The organism is Streptomyces actuosus, from assembly GCF_016921115.1.
GTDB lineage: Bacteria > Actinomycetota > Actinomycetes > Streptomycetales > Streptomycetaceae > Streptomyces > Streptomyces actuosus_A.
In genome coordinates, this window is sequence record NZ_JAFFZS010000035.1 from 12111 (window position 1) to 32142 (window position 20032).

Below are 20032 nucleotides of genomic sequence, written 5' to 3' on the forward strand. Positions count from 1 at the left end.
CTCGCGGCCGGCCCGATGCAGTCGTCATGGGCCTGATGCTGCGATGCGGACCTCATGGTGCTGGATCGGCGGGAAGAGCGCGGGCCCGGCTTCCGGTGATCATGGAGTGTCGAGTTCGCCTTATCACCACAGCGGAAGACCGTGTCTGCTGCGCCGTCATCGCCCATCCCTGCCGGGCTGGAGCGCTCCGCAGGGCTTCGGCGTAGCGGTGAGGAGCCCGGTTCGTGACGAACTATCAGCTTGGCGGTATTCCGGGAACGAGACAGGCACGGACTCCCGAGATCATGGAGTTCTCGATGCCCCGTGTTCGGATTGAAAGACCGTGCCTGTCAACGCATCATCGCCGATCCCGACTGCTCTTGACCAATTCCACGGCCATCCACGAATCGAACCCGCACACGTGCCGCGTCTGCTGGAACGGCTGACCGAAGTACCCGACCCGCGTGACCGTGCGGAGTGCGGCACGCCCCGGTCGACGTGCTCGCGCTCACTGCGTGTGGTCGGTGGTTTCGATGTGTCGGCCGGGGACGAGCTTGAGGGGCTTGGTGGTGCGGTGTCGGATGCGCGGGGTTCGGCGCTGGGGTCGTTGACGGCGGTGCCGCAGGTGATGTGAGCGGGCGGCGTCGTGCGGGCCGTTGCGTCGGCGGGTCGGTTCGTGGCGGTGCGCGGCCCGGTCGGGGACCCGCTTGTTCGTGTGGTGGTCGGGGTGTGTCTCGGTGGCCCTGCGGAGCGAGGGGGCTGGGAGGCATGGGCGTGGTCTCGCGTTCGGCATAGGGGGTGGTTGTCGCATGTGGGTTGTGGGTGAGGGTTGGTGGGTCGGTTCGTGGTCTCGTGGTCGGTCGCTGGGGTGGCGCGGGGGCCGGGGGGAGTGTGTCGGCCGTGGGCGTGAGCCCGTACTGGGCGGCCTGGGCGTTGAACATCCCCTGATTCAGGGAGCCCTCGCGGTCCATCAGGTCTTCGTGGATGCCGTCCTCGACGACGCACCCCTGATCGAGGACGTAGCTGTGGGCGTGCATGGTCGCGGGCGGCCGGTGGGTGACGAGCACGACCGCGTGCCCCTGTTCGGCCCGGGACCACAGGCTCTTGGAACGCGGCGATCTCCGCGTGTGGATCCAGGGCGCTGGTCGGCTCATCGACCCGCAGGAACGACGCCTGGCCCCCGCGCCGAGGTCCTCATCGGCTGTGTCCGACAGCCGGGCATGAGACGTGTTCGGCCGATCGATGTCGACCGGCTGCCTGACGGTTCGGACCGGGGTCCATCCAGATCGTGGTCAGTCCCTACGATTGCGTGATCCGGTCGCGTAGCCAGGAGTCGACGCCGCTGAGCGCCGTCCTGGCCATTGCCGTGGGGTGGCTCGTGAAGCCGTGGGGTGACTCGGGGTAGACCCGGAGCTCGACGTCATTGCCGGCCGCTGACAACCGACCTGCCAGCGCCAGGTTGTCTTCCAGCAACACGTCTGCGCTTCCGACGATCAGCAGTGTGGGAGGAAGCCCGCCAAGAACGCCGTAGACGGGAGAGATCCCGGGAACAGTGCGGTCTTCCGCGTGGCCGACATACGCCTGGATGAAGTATTCGTCCGCGATGCGGCGACCGGCCGGGGTCCGTGCGCTCAAGTCATAGGCCCCGAATTGGAGCGCAGCGCCGGTGAATTGGCCGACTGCGCCTCTGTCTCTCAGTCGGAGCAGGGTCGCCAGGGCGAGTGTGGCTCCCGCGGAGCTCCCACCGATCGCAAGTCGGGACGTTCCGAAACGGGCTTCGGCTTCTTCGACCAGCCAGAGCGCCGCCGCTTCACAGTCGTCGGGTGCCGCCGGCCAGGGGTGCTCCGGGGCCAGCCGGTAGTCGACGCTGACAACGGCGAAGCGCAGGGCGTCTGCGAACTCGCGGTTGCGTCTGTCTCCTCGTGCTGCGGAGTCCATGTAGAAGCCGCCGCCGTGTATGTCCAGGTAGACGCCCCGCGGCGGACCGCCGACAGGCGTGAAGATCCTTACAGGGACGCGCGCTTCCGCGGCTTCGATCGTCTCTTCGAGGGCTGGCGGATCGGCGGCTTGAGGAGCGGACCGCTTCGCCCGTGCCTCCTTCAGCTCCTCCAGTGTGCTGGGGCCACGGCCTGCCACCCTCGACTTGTAGAAGTCACGAGCTTCGTCGACCTGCTCCGCGGGCACGTCAGCGAACAGTGCGTCCAGCGCGAATCGCATGCGCCCTCCTCATCGTCGTGGTGTCGACTCCACGCTGTCGAGGAAGTGTGCGGACTGAGCTGCTCCAGGATCGGTGGAGGCTCCGGCCTGCACAAAGTCGGGACACCTGATTCAACGCTACAGGTTCCGCACGCTCCTGGAGCGGCTCGCGCGGGCGGCGCTCGAGGTCGTGCTGCCGGCCGCTCGGACGGCTTCCCCATCGGTGCGTATCGGGCCTCCTCGGGCGCCTCGATGCATTGCGTCGCGACAGGGGCGTCGATGGCGTCCTTGATGCCCTCCGCCGCTGAGTCCGCGTGACCGAGGCCTGCCCCCGAGGTCGTCGCCGAACTCCAGGGTCCCGCCGTTGCCCCCGTGAGCTGCCCACAGGCGCATGCTTTGGAGCGCGGGGCCAACAACACGGCAGCGTCACGCCCTGACACGCCCTCACCTGGACTCTGGCCGACAAGCTGCAACGGCCCTGCCGTGTCCTCAATACATCCTTTCCACAGACCGCAATACTGTGTGTGGCGGACTGCGCGAGTGCCTGACCGTTCCTGCGCGTGCCGTGTCCCTGCCTGCCGGGTGCGCACACGCCGACGATGCCCGCAACCTGTGCGGGCATCGTCGTGTTCTGTGGCAGGGCCGGAGCCGGGAAGGGAAGGTGGTCGGCCATGCCACCGGTGCGCCTGCCGGCATCACACGTAGGTGAAGCCTCCGGTGACGGTGGCGGACCCCGCCGTGGTGGTTACCACGACCGCTGCGTTTCCGACCGTTCCGGCCGGTGTGATGCCGGCGAGTACCGTCCCGGTGGGGTCGACGATGACGTTGGTCGCCGCCGCTCCTCCGATGGTGACGGTGGCGCCCGACAGATTTGAGCCCGTGATGGCGAACGGAGTGCCGCCCGCGGCGGGGCCTGAAGTCGGCGTGATGGCCGTGGCCGTGGGCAGGGCCGGCCCGACGTAGGTGAATCCGCCGGGAACGGTGGTGGTGCCGTCCGGCGTGGTCACCTGGACGGAGACGAGGCCCGCGGCGTGAGGAGGAGTGACGCCGGTGAGGAGGATTCCGCCGAGCACGTTCACGCTGGTGGCGGGGACACCATCGAAGGTGACCGAAGCACCCGTGAGGTTGGCGCCGATGATCGTGAAGGGGGTGCCGCCCTCGGTCGGTCCGCTCTGGGGCGTGATGGCCAGCGCGATGGGCGGCGGCGTCACGGGCGTCACGTAGGTGTAGTTGGCCGGAGTGCTGGCCCCGGCGGGGGTGGTGACGACGACCGGCACGTTGCCGGCCGCGTGCGGCGGGGCGATGACGGTGAGCAGGACTCCCAGGGGGTCCTGTGCGACGATCGACGCGGGTACGCCGTCGAAGGTGACGGAGGTCGCCCCGCCCAGATTGGTGCCGATGAGGAGGACCACGTTGCCCCCGGTGGTCGGGCCGCAGCCCGGGACGGCGGCGATCAGGGTCGGCTGCGTCAGGAGCTGCGGGAGGGGGGAGAGGATTGCGACGGACATGGTTGTCTCCTTCTGTGGAGCAGGGGTTGAGGTGTTGCCGCTGGGGTGCCCCATCGGTGGGCGTGAGCATGGGGGTGTACCCCCACGCGGTACGCGGCCGTGAGTGACGGTCACCGGTCGCAGGCCGGGCCGGCTATGAGCAAGACCGGGCGGGTGAGGCAGGCGACGGAATCTGCGGGCGGCGCTGCGCGGCTGGCGTGTCTTGCTGCTTGGGCGGCGCAGCTCCTGCGCGAACTCGTTCGCGCCTTGAGAGACCGGCGAAGCAGTGTCGCGCTGTCCGGCTGAATGGGCGAACTGCCGGTGTCTCTAGTGACCCATACGAATGAAAGCAGAGGCAAGGGGAGGAACGGAACATCGACCGTATGGCGGGCGTGCACGAGGAATCGGCAGGCGGGGGCGCACAACCTGGTCCAGGCTGTTTCCTCAAGCACGCCTCCCGCCGTGCGCCGCACCGTGGGCCCGGCCATCAGGTCCGACACGGTCCTGCGACGGTTGCACCGCGAGCACGCCGGCTGGGGCATCCGCGTCCTGGGTGCCCTTGCGCGCCCGACCGCCTCCTGGGTGGCACAGGCCGTGGAGAACCTCGTCATGGACCTCGATGACGGCGGCTGCCGTGTGCGGTTCCCATCCGGCACCGGGAGGGGAAGTCCCCGCCCTGCTCGACGCCGTGCTGATCGACGCGGGGATCGACGTGGTGCTCAGCGCATCCGGATACCGTGGAAGAACGCACCGACTCGCGTGTCTTGGACGACGTGGAACTGGTCCGCACGGTGCCCGCGATCCGCGGCGACCACCGCGCCGCCGAGACCTACCGCTGAGGGCCGGGACCGCCCCTGGAACGCCTTGTCACGGCGGTCACGGCAACGACGGCCCCAGGACGAGACGCCCGGTCGTCCTGTCTCCTCTCAGCACGTGGAAGGTCCGCGACGGGACGGCCCCCCGGCTCTTCGCAGTCGGCCGCCTCCTTGACCCTGGACTGATCACCGGAATCACCGGGCGGTGCGGGTCGTGTCGTATCTCGCACAGCATCCGATCGAGCAGGGCGATCACCTTCACGCCGATGTCGTGGCAGCGGGCCGAACTCGTCACCGAGGTCAACGCCGTGGGCGTCCTGGGCATGCTGGAGGCGATCCGCATCGTCTCCAGCATGCCCGCCTCGCCACTGGCCTGGTGACGGACGTACTCGGAGCCACGGCCTGACCGGAGCCCGACTCGACGCCCATCCCCTCTCCAAGGTTCCCGACGTCAAGCTGAAGCAGAGACGCCGAACTGAAACGCCGAAGTGAGCCGACCCGGAGCGCAGTCGGCGGCCGCGGGCGGGGCGGTGGGTGGCCTGGCCTCCGCACCGGCCGTGACGTGCAGAGCGGTGGCGTGCGGATCAGGGGCTTTTCCCTGCACGTTCACCGGATGGTTCGTCCAGACCTGCCTGGGCCGCGCGTCGCCGAGAGCCGACCCGAAGGAGTGAATATGCCCCCGGCACCTTGCAGCATGCGCCGAATCACTGCGTCACTGTACATATCCAATCGGTGGGCAGCCCACGTCTCTCAGGGACGTGACGATGGTGCGGCTCGCGCTCCCTGCGCGCGGGGGGTACGGACGCACCAGAGTCGCGATGGGCACCCGGAGAGAATTGGATCGCCAGTCGGTGCCGCTCACGCGGCACCGACTGGTCGTACGACATGGCTCGTCCGCCGCGTGGCGCATACCCGGCAGCCGTCGCACCGCCCCGGCGTGGGACGCACAACGCTCTGAGCTCCGGCCGGAGCCTCGGACGCAGGACCGTCTGCCCCCCTCGTCCTGGGGCGCATGCTTGTGGCGCCTGCCGGAGTCGTGTCTGACAGTGTGCTGCTCCGTACAGGTGAACAAGGGAGCTGACGCCTTGCCGGCATCACCCCCGTATGGGCTAGTTGATGTAGCAAACCGGTGGGCCGCCCATCCAGTAGCCAGGGGTCGTGAGGGCGATTCCCTCCGTCCTTCCTTGTTGCCCACACTCGACGCCACCGCCCACACCGGCACCTACCAGGACGTGCAGCTCGGTACGGCCGGCGCACCGGTGGGCGGCACGGACACCGCGGCGACCTCCAACGGCAGCACCTCCTACCGAGGCCGCTGTCGGCGGCGGCACGGTCCCGGCGGGCCTGCTCGCCATCACGACCGACGTGCGCGGCGGCGCCACGAGCCGGCAGTACACCGCAACCGGCGACCTTGCGCAGGTCGCCGACCCGGTGGGCGTGGTCACCTCGTAGGCCAGGAGGCCAGGCGTTCTGCCTTGGGTGGGTCCGCGCCGGGGACGGAGCAGGTGAGGGCTGCGACGCGGGCGGCGAAGGAACAGGCGTCGGAGGTGTCGTCGAGGGTGAGGGCTTCGAGCCGGCCGCCGAGGTGTCCGAGTGCGGTGAGGCGGTGCAGCAGGCCGGCGGTGAAGGCGTCTCCTGCGCCCACGGTGTCGGCGACGGCGACGGCCGGAGCGGGGACGGACGTACGTGCGCCGTCGAGGGAGGCGAGGGCGCCACGTCCGCCGAGGGTGATGACGACGAGGCGGGCGCCGGCCGCGTGCCAGGTGTCGCAGGCTTCTTCGGGGGTGGCCCCGGGCAGGAGGAGGGCGAGGTCGTCCTCGCTGAGGCGGAGGATGTCGGCGAGGGCGCACCAGTGGTGGAGCCGTCGGTGGTAGGCGGCGGGCGATACGAGCAGGGGGCGGACGTTGGGGTCGATGGAGACGGTGGCGTTCTCGCGCGCCTTGGCGAGGTGGTCCTCGATGTGACGGCCGCCGGGCGGGCGTATGAGTGCCAGAGAGCCGGTGTGGACGGCGACGGTGTCTCCGTCCGGCGCGGTGGCGGACAGCTCGTCCGGGGTCCACTGCCAGTCGCCGGCGCCGTCGGCGAAGAAGGAGTAGGTGGCCTGGCCGGTTTCGTCGAGGTCGGCGATGGCGAGGGTACTGGGTTCGGCGGCGGTCACACTGTCCGTCAGGTCGACGCCGGAGGCGCTGAGGTGGTTACGGAAGAAGGCACCGAAGACATCGTCGGAGAACCGGGCGAGGAAGCGGGTGGGGGTGCCGAGCCGGGCGAGGGCGACGGCGGTGTTGGCGGGGCCGCCGCCGGGCAGGACGTTCAGCGCGAGTCGGGCGGGGAGGGAGCGGGCGGGATCGGTGAAGGCGTCGGCGACGCACTCACCGATGACGGTGATGCTGCTGGCGGCCGTGTTCATGGGCTGTCTCTCTGTGGATGAGGCGTAGTGCGCGTGGTGACTCAGCCCTTGACGGCAGAGCTGGCGACGCCCTGGACGAACCACCGCTGGAAGAACGCGAAGACGATCAGCACGGGCAGGATCAGCAGGACGCCGAAGGCGAGGACCTGGCCCCAGTCCACGGGCATCTGGCCCTGGAACACGCTCATCTCCAGGGGCAGGGGGCGTACCAAGGGGTCGGAGACCATCAGGACCGGCCAGAGGAAGGAACCCCACTGGGTGAGGAAGGTCAGGATGGCGACCGAGGCGAACACCGGCTTGCTCATGGGAACGATGATCGCGAAGAAGGTACGCCAGGGGCCGGCGCCGTCGATGCGGGCGGCTTCTTCGATGCTGGGCGGGATCGCGCGGAAGAAGGTGGCGAACTGGTAGATGGAGAAGGCGTTGGCGATGAAGGGGACGGCCTGGATGTAGATGGTGTTGCGCTGGTCGTTGAACAGGTAGAACAGCGGGACGGCCACCGCTTCGAAGGGGACCAGCATCAACAGCAGGACGAGGGTGAAGACAGCGCCCTGGCCCTTCCACCGGAGTCGGGCAAGGCCGTAGGCGGCCATGGAGTTGATGATCAGCCCGCCGAGGACGACGACGGTGGACAGGAGCAGCGAGACGCCCATGAAACGCCAGAAGTAGCCGGTGGCGTCGGAGTTGAAACTGTCCAGAACGGCCTTGTAGTTGTCGAAGGACAGGTGGGTGGGGAGGAAGCCGGCCAGGCCGCTCAGGACTTCGCCCGAGGGCTTGAAGCTGCCGAGGATCAGGTAGAGGACGGGCAGGACGAAGACGAAGGCCAGCACGCTCAGGACGGTGTAGTCGAGGAAGCGGCGCAGTGGTGTACGGGTTCGGGCCATGGGATCAGTCCTCGTTGCCGGTGCGGGCGACACGCCGCTGGATGAGGGTCAGGGCGACGACGACCAGGAAGAAGACGACGGTGATCGCGGACGCCTGGCCGATGTTGTTCTGGTCGAAGGCGGTGGTGACGGCCTGGTACATCACGGTGCGGGTGGAGTCCTCGTCGAGTCCGCCGCCCTTGACGAGGATGTAGATCTGGTCGAAGACGCGGAAGGACAGCACCGAGGTGAGCATGGCGACGAAGACGAGGGTGCCGCGGATGCCGGGCAGGGTCACGTGGCGGAACTGCTGCCACGCCGAGGCGCGGTCGAGTTGGGCGGCCTCGTAGAGCTCGCCGGGGATCTGCTGGAGGCCGGCGAGGAGGATGACCATCTGGAAGCCGACGCCCTGCCAGACCGACAGCACGATGATCGAGGCCATGGCGGTGAGGCTGTCGCCGAGCCAGTCGAAGGCGCCCCAGTTGCCGAAGCTCACCACGTTCAGGGCGGAGTTGAGCAGGCCGTCGCCGCCGCGGGCGAGGATGAGCCGCCAGATGACGGCGACCAGGGCCATGGGGAAGACGACCGGCAGGAAGAACAGTGACCGGAACAGGCCGATGGCCTTGAGTTTGCGGTTGAGGAGGATCGCCAGTGCCAGGGCGAGGCCGGTCTGCACGGGGACCACGACCGCGGCGAAGGTCAGGTTGTTCAGCAGGGACCTGAGGAACGGGCCGGACATGTCTGGGTCGGTGAAGATCCGCCGGTACTGCTCCAGGCCGAAGAAGCGGGGTGGCAGCGGCGAGCCGAGGCGCACGTTGTAGAAGGAGAGCACGACCGCGTAGACGAACGGTACGCCGACGAAGGCGATGAGACCGCCGAGGGCGGGTGCGGACATCAGCAGCCCGTGCACCCGGTCGCGGTTTTTGTGCCCGGACCGCCGGGGTGCGGCGGAAGCCGGTGTCGGAGCCGGTTCGCGTCCGGCGGGCGTGGCAGGTGCGGGGTTCACGATGGTCACGGTTGGGTCCTCTTCCGGGCCGGGAGTGACGGACACGGTCACGGGGACGCCCGTCCCTCCCGGCGACTGGATGTCGGCTACGGCAGCTGGTAGCCGTCGTTGTCCGAGAAGTCCTGGTCGATGGCTCGGGCGGCCTTGGCCAGGGCGGTCTCGGGGTCGGCCCCGCCGTAGACGTCGCTGAGCGCTTGGCTGAACTTGGCGGTGACCGTGGGGTATCCGGCGGTGACCGGGCGGGTCACGGCCACACAGGACGTGCCGATGCGTGAGTCGCCGCAGGGCTTGGCGAGCTGGTCGGCGAAGAGCTGGAGTGGGCCGCCCTGCTTGTACAGGTCACTCTTCGCCAGCACGGACACGGTCCCGGGAGGGGCACCGTTGGCCGTGGTCATCGCGGTGACGTTGGTGTCGTTGAGGAGGGAGTCGAGGAAGGCTCCGGCAGCCTTGCCGTTCTTGGTGCCGGCGCTGATGCCCCACTGCCAGGATCCCTGGCCGGTCTTGGGGCCGTTGCCGAAGTCGGGCAGCGGCAGGACTATGAGGTCGTCACCGAGGGCCTTGCTGTAGGTGGGGTACATCCAGTGGCCGACCCAGCTCAGTGCGACCCTGCCCTTGGCGAAGGCGTTGCCGTCGGTGTTGGGGTCGACGTACGTCTTCCAGGACTGGAAGGTCTTCAGGGCCGAGACCACGGCCGGGGTGTCGAGGGCGCCCTCGGCCTTGCCGTCCTTCAGCAGGGAGCCGCCGGACGACCAGACGACGGGGGAGAAGCCGTAGGTGCCCCATTCGGTGGCCAGCCCGTTGCCTTCCTGGATGTCGAGGGTCCTGCCGTCCGCGTCCTTGGCCTTGAGTGCCTGGAGCGCGGCCGTGAACTCGGCTGCCGTCCAGTCGTCGGACAGGCCCTCGGGATACTTCACGCCGGCGGCGTCGAGGAGCTTCTTGTTGCCGTAGATGCCGAGCCCGGAGTCGTACATGCCCAGGCCGTAGTGCTTGCCGTCGATCTCGCCCTGGGCCTTGATGGCGTCTGTGGCGTTGGCCATCGTCCTGACCGAGACGTAGTCGTCGATCGAGGCGAGTTTCTTGTTGTAGACGAAGTTCGCCATGGTCGGGCCGTCGAACTCCATCACGTCCGGCAGCTTGGAGGCGTCGGTGGCGGTGATGGTCTTGGTGTAGTCGGTGTCGGGGATCAGGGTCAGCTTGACGTGGGTGTTCTTCTGCGAGGAGTTGAACGACTTCACCGCGTTCTGCAGGGCGCTCGCCTCGCTCGCCTGGCCCTGGTGGGCCCAGACGGTGATGGTGGCGCTGCCCTTCTCGGCGGAGGTGTCGGTGCTGCTGCCGCCCCCGCAGGCGGCCAGCGCGGCCAGGGGAAGGGCGAGGGCCAGGGCCGTACAGGCCGTCCGGCGGGATCTCCCGCTTGGGGTGTTCATGGTGGGTGCCTCCGGTGTGTGGTGCGGGTGCGGGTGGACGGTGCGGATGTGCGTGGGGGGATTCGGGATCGTCACGGAGCCGTGGCCACGGCTCCGTGACGACGGTTCCGTCAGGGGGACTGCTCGTGCGGCAGTCCGGTGCCGGCGCTCGGCTCCTCGACCGTGAGGGGCAGCAGCTCCCACGCCTCGACCGCGTAGGTCAGGCGGGCGTCGGGCGCGCTGCGGGCCTCGAGCCGCCACGGGGCGTCGCCCGTCGGGTAGAAGCGCAGGGTGAGCACCTGGCCGGTGGAGGTCAGGAAGACTTCGGCGATGGAGTGGTCGACGACCACCCGCAGCTCGACCGGTCGGCCGGCGGGGCACGGCATCCGGTACGTGCCGCCCTGGGCACGGGTGTCCAGCGAGGCGCGGTCGCGGTCGACGGCCAGTTCCCCGGCGGCCGGATCGAGGCGGATGTCGAGGAACTCGGAGCCGTCCGGGCCGGTCAGGAGCCGCAACCCGGTCGGTCCGGTGGCCTCCAGACGGGCCGTGAGATCGAAAGCACGGCCCACGCCCCCGAGGTCCACCGCCTGCGGGCCGTAGATCTCGCCGTCGGCGTGGACGGTGTGCTCGCCACGCAGGGCGAGCAACTCGGCGGCGGGCTGCTGCCGAACGACGCCGTCACCGTGGGCGGAGATCTCGCGGGGCAGGGTGAGCATGCCGGCCCATCCGTCCGCGACCGCCCACGCGTCCTCGCGGGCTTCCCAGGACCAGCCCCACAGCAGCCATCGGCCGTCCGGAGCGGGCAGCAGCGCGGGTGCGTAGCACTCCGGTCCGTGGTCGACGAGGACGGGCGGGCCGGCTGCGAAGGTGTTGCCGCGTTCCTCGCCGACCAGGGCGGTGACGCAGCGGTCGCCGCCGTTGTCGTTCCAGGCGCTGAAGATGAGGGCGCCGGGCCCCCGGGAGCTCGCCGGGAGGTACTGGGGGCACTCCCAGCCCTCGCCGGTGTGCAGGTCGGTGCCGCCGACCGGCTCCTGTGTGCGGGCGTCGAAGGGGCCCAGGTAGCTCCAGTTCTCCAGGTCGGGCGACGCGTACAGCAGTGCCGCGCCGCGGCCGTCGGCGAGCGCGGCGCCGACCAGCATGCGCCAGCCCGCACCGTCGCACCACACGTACGGGTCGCGGTACATGGTGCAGTCCTCGGGCCACTCGGGGATGAGCAGCTCCGTGCGTGGGGTGAAGGTCCGGCCGCCGTCGAGGGAGGTGGCTGTGGTGACCGGCTGGTGCTGCGGTGAGCGGTCCAGGCGGTTCGCGGAGTAGAAGGCGACCAGCCGGCCGCCGTCGGAGACGGCGTTGCCGGAGAAGCAGCCGTCGGCGTCCTCGCCGCCCGGGGTCGGGGACAGCGCGACCGGCAGCAGTTCCCAGCTCAGCAGGTCGGGGCTGCGGAAGTGGCCCCAGTGCATGTTCGCGTGCGTCGCACCGTAGGGGTTGTACTGGTGGAAGACGTGGTAGTGGCCGTCATGGAAGACCAGCCCGTTGGGGTCGTTGATCCAGTTGCGGGGCGGGCGCAGGTGCGCGACGGGCCGGAACGGATCACGAGGCGCGGTGGACACACACGTGCCTTTCGGTGAGTACACGGGACGGGCGGAGAGCGGTCACCGGACGAAATCCGGTCCCGGCCCCACGCAGAACTCGCAGAAGGTGGCCTCCGCCAGAACTCGCGACCAGCCCCTGGCGGCATGACGACGGGAGCGGCGTCCGGCAGATGCCGGAGGCGAGCTGCGGGAGGAGGCTGCTGAGGCGCCGACACGGCAGTCGGCGAGGAGCGGGAGGGGTCAGTAGCCTCGCGCCACGGCGGCCCAGGCACCGGCGGGGTGGAAGGAACGGGCGGAGCCCCACTCGTCCACGGCTGTCGGATCGGTGGGGGCGACGCCGGGTATCAGCAGGCTGCGGCGGCTCGGTGGCGCATTGAGAATCTCAGGGGACATGCGTGTACCCTCGCTGTGTTCCAAGTTACTGACAGGGATGACGACCGGTCGCAACGGTCGCCTGTCATGGTGCACATTGCTTCGCCGTCCCGGGGTCAGAGTCGGGGCGGCGAAGCGACCGATGCCCGCGCCACCAGCGGGCAAAGCAGCAATGCGTTAGTGTCCGGGCCCGGTGGCCGGCCCGGAGTCTTGGTGAGCGCGAGCAACTGGGCCACAGCCCGTGCCCCCATCTCGTAGTGCGGGAGCTGAACCGTGCTCAGCGCCGGATAGACCGACTCGCAGACCAGCTCCTGATTGTCGAATCCGATGACCGACAATTGGCCGGGGATGGACAGCCCCAGCTCAGCGGCAGCCCTGTAGGCGCCGGCGGCCATCCGGTCGTTGAAGCAGAACAGCGCCGTGGGCCGCTGCTCCGCCGTCAGCAGACGCCGTGCGGCCCGGTAGCCGGTCTCCACATCACCCGGGGTCGTATTGAACGGCACTGCCGTCTCGGCGGCGACCAACGACGGGTCATAAGGGATACCTGCCTCGGCCAGTGCCTTGCGGTAGCCTTCCAGGCGGCCTTGGCGGGCGGGAAGGTCGACGGTCTGGACGGTCACGCCGATCCTGCGGTGCCCGTGGTGGATCAGCTCTCGCACCGCCGTGTAGCCGCCCTGCACCTCGTCGGGCACCACGAAGGGGACGGCAGGGTCTTCGGAGCGCGCGTCGAGCAAGACCGTGGGCGTCGCGCCCAGGCTCTCCGGTAGGCGCACGGTGCGGTGGTACATCGCCGCGTACAGCACGCCGTCCACCTGCCGCTGGAGCAGCATCTCGATGCTGGTGCGCTCCAGTTCGGCGTCCCCGCTGGTGTTGACCAGCAGCAGCAGCAGGCCCTCGGCGGCGGCGGCCTCCTGGGCCCCCAGGATCATCCGGCCGGCGTGGGGGGTGGTGGCGATCTCGTCGCTGACGAAGCCGATGGTCTGCGACCGCTGCAGCCTCAGACCGCGGGCGAGACCGTTCGGGGCGTACCCGAGTTCCTCCGCGGCCTGCCAGACGCGCTGCCGGGTCTTCTGACCGATCCGCTTGCCTTCGACCCGGTTCAGGACATGCGACACGGTCGCGGTCGACACACCTGCCGCCGCCGCCACGTCCTTGATCCCGATCCGACGCGCCATTACCTCTGTCCAAAGTAGGAGACACCGGGTTGGTTAATCGTTTAGCCAACCGTGCGGACACGAGAATGCCCATGGCCGGAGCTCCTGTCAACGGGTCGTCACAGACTCTTACGGGCCGGCCCGAAAATGACGTCTGAACGCCGGGCCGTCAGGCCGCCGGTTCAGGGTGCGCCAGCTGCTTGCGGCGGTCAGCAGTCGATTCCAGCGGGAGCGGTGAGAAGGCTGGGGACGGCCCCCCGTGACGTCCCCACCCGTGATCAGCTCAACGACCAGCCGGACCGCCGGTCTTGTCCGGCATGGGCTGGTGGATCCGGTCGTGCGGCGGCGGAAGCGGTCGGATCACAAGGACCGGTCTCGACTGGATCGACGCGCGACCGGGAACCGGCGGCAAGGCGGCGGATCGCCGGTCTCCCCGCCGACGACCACGCTGTGCGGCGGCTGAACGCGCTGACGGCAGGGGGCGCACTGCTTCACCTCGCCCTGCCCGACTCGTCTTCCCTCACCTCGTACTCCTCGGCCCCGCCCTCCTCGCCTTCGCCAGGAGCGCCGAAACCGGCACGGGGCATGGCGCCCCACACCCGGGGCGAGCGGCGCAGCGCGTCCCACATGCCACGCAACCGCCACCAGGCCGTCAGCTGGCGGTATCCGATGTTCTCGGCGACCACTCCGACGAGGGCGCCCCAGACGTCTCGCCACCGCGTGAACCGGTGGAAGGCGTACTCCTCCACCGCGACCGACAGCAGACTGACCACGATGGCGTAGGCGTAGGCGGCGAGGAGGAAACGCCACAGGTAGTCGGCGTTCACCGCGCCGATCAGCACACTCAGCGGCACCAGTACCATTCCCGCGAGTTCCACGACCGGGGCCAGCAGTTCGAAGAGCACGTAGAACGGCAGTGCCAGCAGGCCGATGCGGCCGTAGCGGGGATTGCCGATCATGCGGTGGTGCTTGAGCATGATCTCCGTCAGGCCGCGGTGCCAGCGCCGGCGCTGGCGGGCCAGGACCTTCCCGCTGGTGGGCGCCTCGCTCCAGGAGATCGGCTCGGTGACGAAGACGACGCGGTAGTCGCGGCCCTGCTCGCGCAGATGCCGGTGGAGGCGGATGACCAGTTCGGCGTCCTCACCGATGCAGTCCGGATCCATCCCGCCGGCCGCCACCACCACGTCCTTGCGGAAGAGCCCGAAGGCGCCCGAGATGATCAGTAGGCCGCCGAGCTTCGACCATCCGATACGGCCCAGGAAGAAGGCGCGCAGATACTCCACGACCTGGACGCGGCCGAGCGTGTCGCGGGGGACGTGCGGTTCGACCACCCGTCCGGCCACGACGGTGCATCCGTTGGCGAGGCCGATCACACCGCCGGAGGCGACCACTCGCATCGGGTCGTCGCTGAACGGCTTGACCACCGCGAGCAGCGCCTGCGAGTCGAGGACCGAGTCCGCATCCACCATGCACACCAGCGGATAGCGCGCCAGATTGATCCCCGCGTTGAGCGCGTCGGCCTTGCCGCCGTTCTCCTTGCGGGCCACCAGCAGGGGCACCGGGCCGCCCCTGGGCAGATGGACCGATGTGACCCTGCCGCGCACCCGCACGTCGTCGGGCATCACGTACTCCACCTCGGCGAGGTCGAACGCCTTCCGCAGGACGTCCAACGTGCCGTCGGTGGAACCGTCGTCGACGACGACGGCCTCGAAGGCCGGATAGTGCAGCAGCAGCATGGCCCGGACCGCTTCCACGATGCCGGCCGCCTCGTTGTGTGCGGGCATGATCACCGACACGGGCGGCGTGAACGGGCTGGCGGCGGCGTCGTCGTAGCCCGCGAAGGGAGCGCGGCCCGCCCTTTTGACGAACTCGCCCAGAGCGAGGAGGTTCAGCACCAGGTAGCAGGTGTTGATGGTCAGGAAATAGGCGATCACCAGGTGGTCGCACATGGTGATCAGGCTGTGCAGGCCGCCCTCGAGGGACGCCCACGGACCGGCTCCCGTTCCGCTCACAGCGCCACCTCCGCACGGACACCGTGGCGGGCGCCCCCGACCGCGACCTCGGCAAGCGCGGCCCTGGCTTGGGCGGAGGCCGGTCCGCCCGCGCGGTCGTCGGCCACCGCACGCAGCGCACCCTGTCCCGCCGGGCCGAGCCGCAGCAGCGCGCGAGCCGCGGTGGAAGCCACACGAGGGGTGGCATCGCCGAGCAACTCCACCAGCCGGTCCGTGGCGGCGACGGCTCCCAGGCTGCCGAGGGCCCCGACGCTCACGGTGCGCAGGGCGGTCGGCCGGTCGGGTCCGACCGCGGCCAGCAGCGGCTCCAGGCCGTCGGGCATGCCCAGTCTGCCGAGCGCGCGTGCCGCCTTGATCCGTACCTCGGTCTCGGGGTCCTCACGCAGTGCGCGGGCGATCTCGGACGTACGGGAGGCCGCGCCGATCGCACCGAGGACCTCGATCGCCACGGCCCTGACCAGAGGCTCCTGCCGGAGCCCGGCCGCGACCTGCCGCTGTGCCCCGGGGCCCAGCGAGACCAGCGACCTGATGACCGCACCGGGCGGCACGGACCGCGGCATGTGGAGGGACTCCAGCAGGTCCGGTACGGCCGCCGGGTCCCCGATCCGGCCCAGGGCCCGCGCGGCGGCCAGGCGCACCTCCGGGTCGCGATCGGCCAGCAGACGGCACAGCGGCGCCACCGCGGGACGGTGGGCGAGCTGACCGAGCACCTGTGCGGCCCGCCCGCGCCGGGACGCCCTGTGACTGTTCAGCGCGGCGACGGCGTCCCGGGCGGCTCCGCGCAGCTCGTACAGGCGGATCAGCGCGGTGCGGGCTCCTCCGGCGACCTTTCCCAGCAGTGTGGTGAGGGTCGGCTCCAGGGCGGTCCAGGTCCGCTTGTCGATCTCCGCCAGACGGTGCAGCAATGCGCTCTGGTCGTCCTCCTCCGCGCACAGCAGGCGCAGCAGGAGGGCGCGTACGGGTGCCGCGATCCGCTCGCGTCTGCGCTGCCGGTAGCGGCGCCCGCAGCGGATGCAGACGATCAGCAGGGTGAGTGCCAGGACGACGGCGGACAGACCCACCAGCGCGCCGCGGACGATACCGGTGGGAATCACCGCTCGACCCGGTTGAGCAGCGCGGTGACCCGGCTGGACAGCTCCCGCGGGCTGAACGGTTTGATGATGTAGTCGTCGGCGCCCGCCGCGAAGCCGACCTCGACGTCCCCCTCCTGGGAGCGGGCGGTGATCAGAATGACGGGGAGTGTCGCGGTCTCGGGCGCGGCACGCAGCTCCCGGCAGACGTCCAGGCCCGACATCCGAGGCATCCGTATGTCGAGCAGCGCCATGTCCACAGGCTGCTCACGCACCGTCTTGAGGGCGGCCATGCCGTCCTGTACGGCCGTGACCCGGTGACCGCCCTGGGCCAGCTTGAACGCCACCAGATCCCGTATGTCCGCGTCGTCGTCGGCTATCAGGACGTGAGCCATTGCACCTCCCTGCCCACGAAGGCAGATCATTTACACGATAAGAGCATGTGTCGCCTTTCTCCATATATGCCCCATCAGGTGTGGTCGAGCGCGGGGACTCGGGGAGCCGCTCAGGGACTCGCATGCCGCTGCGCGCAGACGTGGGTCAACCGTGGCAGGGCGAGGGCGACCGTCGAGGCGGCGAGCGCGGCCGCCACGCACGGCACCGCGTAGCCCGTCGAGGCCCCTGCGGCGTCGACCACCCACCCGGCCAGGGCGTAGCCCAGCGCCAACCCGACGGACAGGCCCGAGACGGTCCAGGTGATGCACTCGGTGAGCCGGGCGGCCGGCGCCAGGTGGCTCACCAGCTCCGTCGTGGTGATGAGGGTCGGCGCGAGGGACATGCCCGCCACGAACAGCATCACCCCCAGCACCGCGAGACCCGGGGCGAACAGCAGCGGTACCGAGGTCACCGCCATCGCACAGACGCTGACCAGCAACCGTGTCGTGATCGCCCCCCGCGGCCCGATCGCACCCAGGGCCGCGCCGGCCAGGCCCGAGCCGAGCGCGTACCCGCCCAGCAGCAGGCCGGAGAGCGCCTTGTCGTGGTGGGCGCCGGCGAACGCGACCGTCACGACGTCCACCGAACCGTAGGACGCGCCCACCGCCGTCTGCGTCAGCACCAGCAGGCCGAGTCCGGGGACGCGGGGCGCCCAGCCCCTGGCAGGGAAGGGCGCGAGGCGCACCGGCGGTTGCGTACGCCGCTGAGCAGCGAAGAGCAGGACGCCGGCGGCGAGCAGGAGCGCGGCTGCCAGTGGCCCGGCCTCGGGGCGGATCCTGGTCGACAGCGTGATCACCAGGACCGGGCCGAGGACGTAGACCACCTCGTCGAGCACCGACTCCAGCGAGTACGCGGCGTGCAGCAGCCGCGCCGAGGTGCGGTGGACCTCCGCCCAGCGGGCTCTGACGAACGCGCCCATGCTGGGCATGCATCCCGCTGCCGCCGCCGCGAGGTACAGCGTCCAGTCCGCAGTGCCGCGCCGGGCGCACAGGGCCAGCGCGCCGATGGCGGCGACCGTCGCGGTCATCGCCGGGAGGGCGACCGCGCGCTGACCGTGTCGGTCCGCCAGACGGGAGATCTGCGGGCCGATCGCGGAGGCCGCGAGCGCCTGCGTTGCGGAGACCGAGCCGGCGAGCCGGTACCCGGCGCCGAGCTGAGAGAGCATGGTGACGATGCCCACGCCCGTCATCGACTGCGGAAGCCGTGCGACGAAGCCCGCAGCGCAGAAGAGCAGAGTGCCTGGAGGAGAGAAGATCCGGCGGTAGTCGGAGAGCATGGGCGCTCCATGCTCCGTCAGGAGCCTGAGGTCGCTGGACGGGTCTCGAACAGGTTCGCGCGTCCCTCATTCTCGTGCACGGCGCGGAATCCGGCGACCGGGCCGGGTGTACCACGACCCGGAGCCGGCTCGGGGAATGGTCCTTCGACAGCCCGGTCTCGTGCTTTCGCCGTCGTCAGGTGTCGTTCGCCCTGCTCGGTCCGACCGATGAGTGGCCGTCCCCGCAGGTGAGTTGGGGTGAATGCGCGACTGCGGAGGCAAGTCGCGATGGACGCCGTCGGCACATGTGTCGTCGCGCCGGCGACGTTTGTCCGGGCCTTGGTGCTGATCCCGATGTCGCGTTCACCGAGAACCGCGTCGAGCGCGTCACGCGTCCGGGCCGGGCTGCGAGGATTCGAAGAACGCCGCTTGGTTCTTGCCCGCGGCCTTGGCCCGGTAGAGGGCGGTGTCGGCGTCCCGCAGCGCTTCGGTGGGCGTGGTCGGCTCGGTGATCCGCCGTGCTCCGATGCTTGTCGTCACGCACACCGACTGTCCCCGGGCGAGGGTGAACGGGTCTTTGAAGGAGTCGAGGATCCGCGCGGTGTAGTCGTGCAGCGTGCACGCGTCCACCCCTTCCACGACGAGCGCGAACTCGTCTCCGCCGAGCCTGGCCACCATGTCCTGTTCACGGACCCTGCTCATCAGCCGCTGTGCGACGTCGATCAGCAGTTTGTCGCCGACGGCATGCCCCAGCGTGTCGTTGACGTCCTTGAAACCGTCGATGTCGAGTATCAGCAGTCCGGCGGCGAAGAGGGCGGAGCACCTGCCGAGTGCGGACTCCAGACGTTCGCTCAGGAGCGCCCGGTTGGCCAGACCCGTCAGGGGGTCGTGGGTCGCCTGATGACTCAGCTGCTTCTGGAGTTCTGCCTGCTCACGCAGTGATGTCGCGAGGCGGTGAGCATGCGCATGTGCTTCGGCGGCCATGTTCTGGGCGTACTGCGCCAGCAGCGCGAGGCGCAGCACCAGCAGCAGCGAGAGGCCGGCCGTCATGGTGACGACCACCGCGACGTCCGTGGGGTGCTCCCTGATGCCACCGACATTGGCCAGCACGGCCGACGGCCCCATCAGAATCAGGGCGATCAGGACCGTCAGGCGACGCTTCCGCGGCCTTTCCTGGTCTTCCGCCGACCGCGTCGGCCAGGCGACGGACGGGTGCAGCGCCGACGCTCCCAGCAGCAGGGAGGAGGCCATCCATGCTATTTCGGACACGTTCTGCGCGATCGCGGTCCCGTTCGTCGCCATCGTCCCGTAGTAGAGGCCGTCGGCGGCGAGCAGGAGCAGCAGCCAGCCGACGCACAGGAGGAACGAGGGTGTGCGCGTGCCCGTGGTGAGCATCAGCCGCGCGGTCAGGGACAACAGCACCAGGTCGGTCACGGGATAGGCGAGGGACACCGCGAGCGGCCACGCGGACAACTCGCTGCGCAGGTAGGGCGCGACGACGAACGCCCACGTCAGCGTGGCGAACCCCAGTGTGACGATGCTCGCGTCCAGCAGCCCCGCCCAGTGCAGCCGCCCCGTTCGATGCCGGGCCAGCGCCACCAGGCCCGCGGCGAACATCAGGTAGCTGCCCAGGTAGAGGAGGTCGGCCACGCCGGGGAACGGCACCTCTTCGCCGCGTACCTGGTAGATGCCCCAGATCGTGTCCGCCGCCGCGAACGGTGCCATGGCCGCCGCGAGGAGGTACCACGGAAGGACCGACCGTGGCCGGTGTCTGGCCACTCCCACCGGGATCGCGAGGACGACCGAGCCGGAAATGAGTTCGGGCAGCAGATATCGCTTCGCGGAGGAAGTGACCACGTAGGTGACGATCACCGCGGTCCCTGCCGCCGCGTACGCCCAGACCAACGCGTCGCGACGGGAGTCCAACCGGACGTGCACCTTGCCCACGGGCTCTCCTTCCCTGGGCCGGTCCGCGCTTTCGGGGCCGGG

14 protein-coding genes are annotated in these 20032 nt (G+C 69.9%); all 14 read right to left on the bottom strand.

The genetic code is table 11. The features are described from left to right. Nucleotides 1-1278 precede the first annotated feature (1278 nt). Nucleotides 1279-2196: an alpha/beta hydrolase gene (locus tag JS756_RS29640; RefSeq protein ID WP_205386331.1), complete on the bottom strand. Its 918-nt coding sequence runs from the start codon at nucleotides 2194-2196 to the stop codon at nucleotides 1279-1281. Between the two features lie 674 nt (nucleotides 2197-2870). Next, a complete protein-coding gene (locus JS756_RS29645; RefSeq protein ID WP_205386332.1) occupies nucleotides 2871-3683 on the bottom strand; it encodes an IPT/TIG domain-containing protein in 813 nt (270 codons plus the stop codon). 2235 nt (nucleotides 3684-5918) lie between these two features. Continuing rightward, a complete protein-coding gene (locus JS756_RS29660; RefSeq protein ID WP_205386333.1) occupies nucleotides 5919-6884 on the bottom strand; it encodes a carbohydrate kinase family protein in 966 nt (321 codons plus the stop codon). A gap of 41 nt (nucleotides 6885-6925) precedes the next feature. Continuing rightward, on the bottom strand, nucleotides 6926-7768 hold the full coding sequence (locus JS756_RS29665) for a carbohydrate ABC transporter permease (protein WP_205386334.1): 843 nt from the start codon (nucleotides 7766-7768) through the stop codon (nucleotides 6926-6928). Nucleotides 7769-7772: 4 nt separating this feature from the next. Beyond that, nucleotides 7773-8762: a carbohydrate ABC transporter permease gene (locus JS756_RS29670; RefSeq protein WP_307791207.1), complete on the bottom strand. Its 990-nt coding sequence runs from the start codon at nucleotides 8760-8762 to the stop codon at nucleotides 7773-7775. 77 nt (nucleotides 8763-8839) lie between these two features. After that, nucleotides 8840-10177 (bottom strand): ABC transporter substrate-binding protein, encoded by a 1338-nt coding sequence (locus JS756_RS29675; protein ID WP_205386335.1) that lies wholly within the window; start codon nucleotides 10175-10177, stop codon nucleotides 8840-8842. Between the two features lie 110 nt (nucleotides 10178-10287). Then, entirely contained in the window at nucleotides 10288-11763 is a 1476-nt protein-coding gene (locus JS756_RS29680) for a glycoside hydrolase family 32 protein (RefSeq protein WP_205386336.1), read from the bottom strand. Nucleotides 11764-11985: 222 nt separating this feature from the next. Further along, on the bottom strand, nucleotides 11986-12138 hold the full coding sequence (locus tag JS756_RS29685) for a hypothetical protein (RefSeq protein ID WP_205386337.1): 153 nt from the start codon (nucleotides 12136-12138) through the stop codon (nucleotides 11986-11988). 95 nt (nucleotides 12139-12233) lie between these two features. Continuing rightward, a complete protein-coding gene (locus JS756_RS29690) occupies nucleotides 12234-13292 on the bottom strand; it encodes a LacI family DNA-binding transcriptional regulator (protein WP_205386338.1) in 1059 nt (352 codons plus the stop codon). 470 nt (nucleotides 13293-13762) lie between these two features. Further along, a complete protein-coding gene (locus JS756_RS29695; protein WP_205386339.1) occupies nucleotides 13763-15283 on the bottom strand; it encodes a glycosyltransferase family 2 protein in 1521 nt (506 codons plus the stop codon). Then, a complete protein-coding gene (locus tag JS756_RS29700; RefSeq protein ID WP_205386340.1) occupies nucleotides 15280-16377 on the bottom strand; it encodes a HEAT repeat domain-containing protein in 1098 nt (365 codons plus the stop codon). The genes JS756_RS29695 and JS756_RS29700 overlap by 4 nt, the downstream gene beginning before the upstream one ends. Further along, nucleotides 16374-16748 (bottom strand): response regulator transcription factor, encoded by a 375-nt coding sequence (locus JS756_RS29705; RefSeq protein WP_205386341.1) that lies wholly within the window; start codon nucleotides 16746-16748, stop codon nucleotides 16374-16376. The genes JS756_RS29700 and JS756_RS29705 overlap by 4 nt, the downstream gene beginning before the upstream one ends. A gap of 110 nt (nucleotides 16749-16858) precedes the next feature. Continuing rightward, nucleotides 16859-18064, bottom strand: a complete 1206-nt coding sequence (locus JS756_RS29710) for an MFS transporter (protein ID WP_205386342.1) — start codon at nucleotides 18062-18064, stop codon at nucleotides 16859-16861. A gap of 366 nt (nucleotides 18065-18430) precedes the next feature. Further along, on the bottom strand, nucleotides 18431-19990 hold the full coding sequence (locus JS756_RS37885; protein ID WP_205386343.1) for a GGDEF domain-containing protein: 1560 nt from the start codon (nucleotides 19988-19990) through the stop codon (nucleotides 18431-18433). Nucleotides 19991-20032: the final 42 nt, after the last annotated feature.

Coding starts and splice junctions, on each gene's coding strand:
- JS756_RS29640 (WP_205386331.1), bottom strand. CDS start 2,196: ATGCGATTCGCGCTGGACGCACTGTTCGCTGACGTGCCCGCGGAGCAG.
- JS756_RS29645 (WP_205386332.1), bottom strand. CDS start 3,683: ATGTCCGTCGCAATCCTCTCCCCCCTCCCGCAGCTCCTGACGCAGCCG.
- JS756_RS29660 (WP_205386333.1), bottom strand. CDS start 6,884: ATGAACACGGCCGCCAGCAGCATCACCGTCATCGGTGAGTGCGTCGCC.
- JS756_RS29665 (WP_205386334.1), bottom strand. CDS start 7,768: ATGGCCCGAACCCGTACACCACTGCGCCGCTTCCTCGACTACACCGTC.
- JS756_RS29675 (WP_205386335.1), bottom strand. CDS start 10,177: ATGAACACCCCAAGCGGGAGATCCCGCCGGACGGCCTGTACGGCCCTG.
- JS756_RS29685 (WP_205386337.1), bottom strand. CDS start 12,138: ATGTCCCCTGAGATTCTCAATGCGCCACCGAGCCGCCGCAGCCTGCTG.
- JS756_RS29690 (WP_205386338.1), bottom strand. CDS start 13,292: ATGGCGCGTCGGATCGGGATCAAGGACGTGGCGGCGGCGGCAGGTGTG.
- JS756_RS29705 (WP_205386341.1), bottom strand. CDS start 16,748: ATGGCTCACGTCCTGATAGCCGACGACGACGCGGACATACGGGATCTG.
- JS756_RS29710 (WP_205386342.1), bottom strand. CDS start 18,064: ATGCTCTCCGACTACCGCCGGATCTTCTCTCCTCCAGGCACTCTGCTC.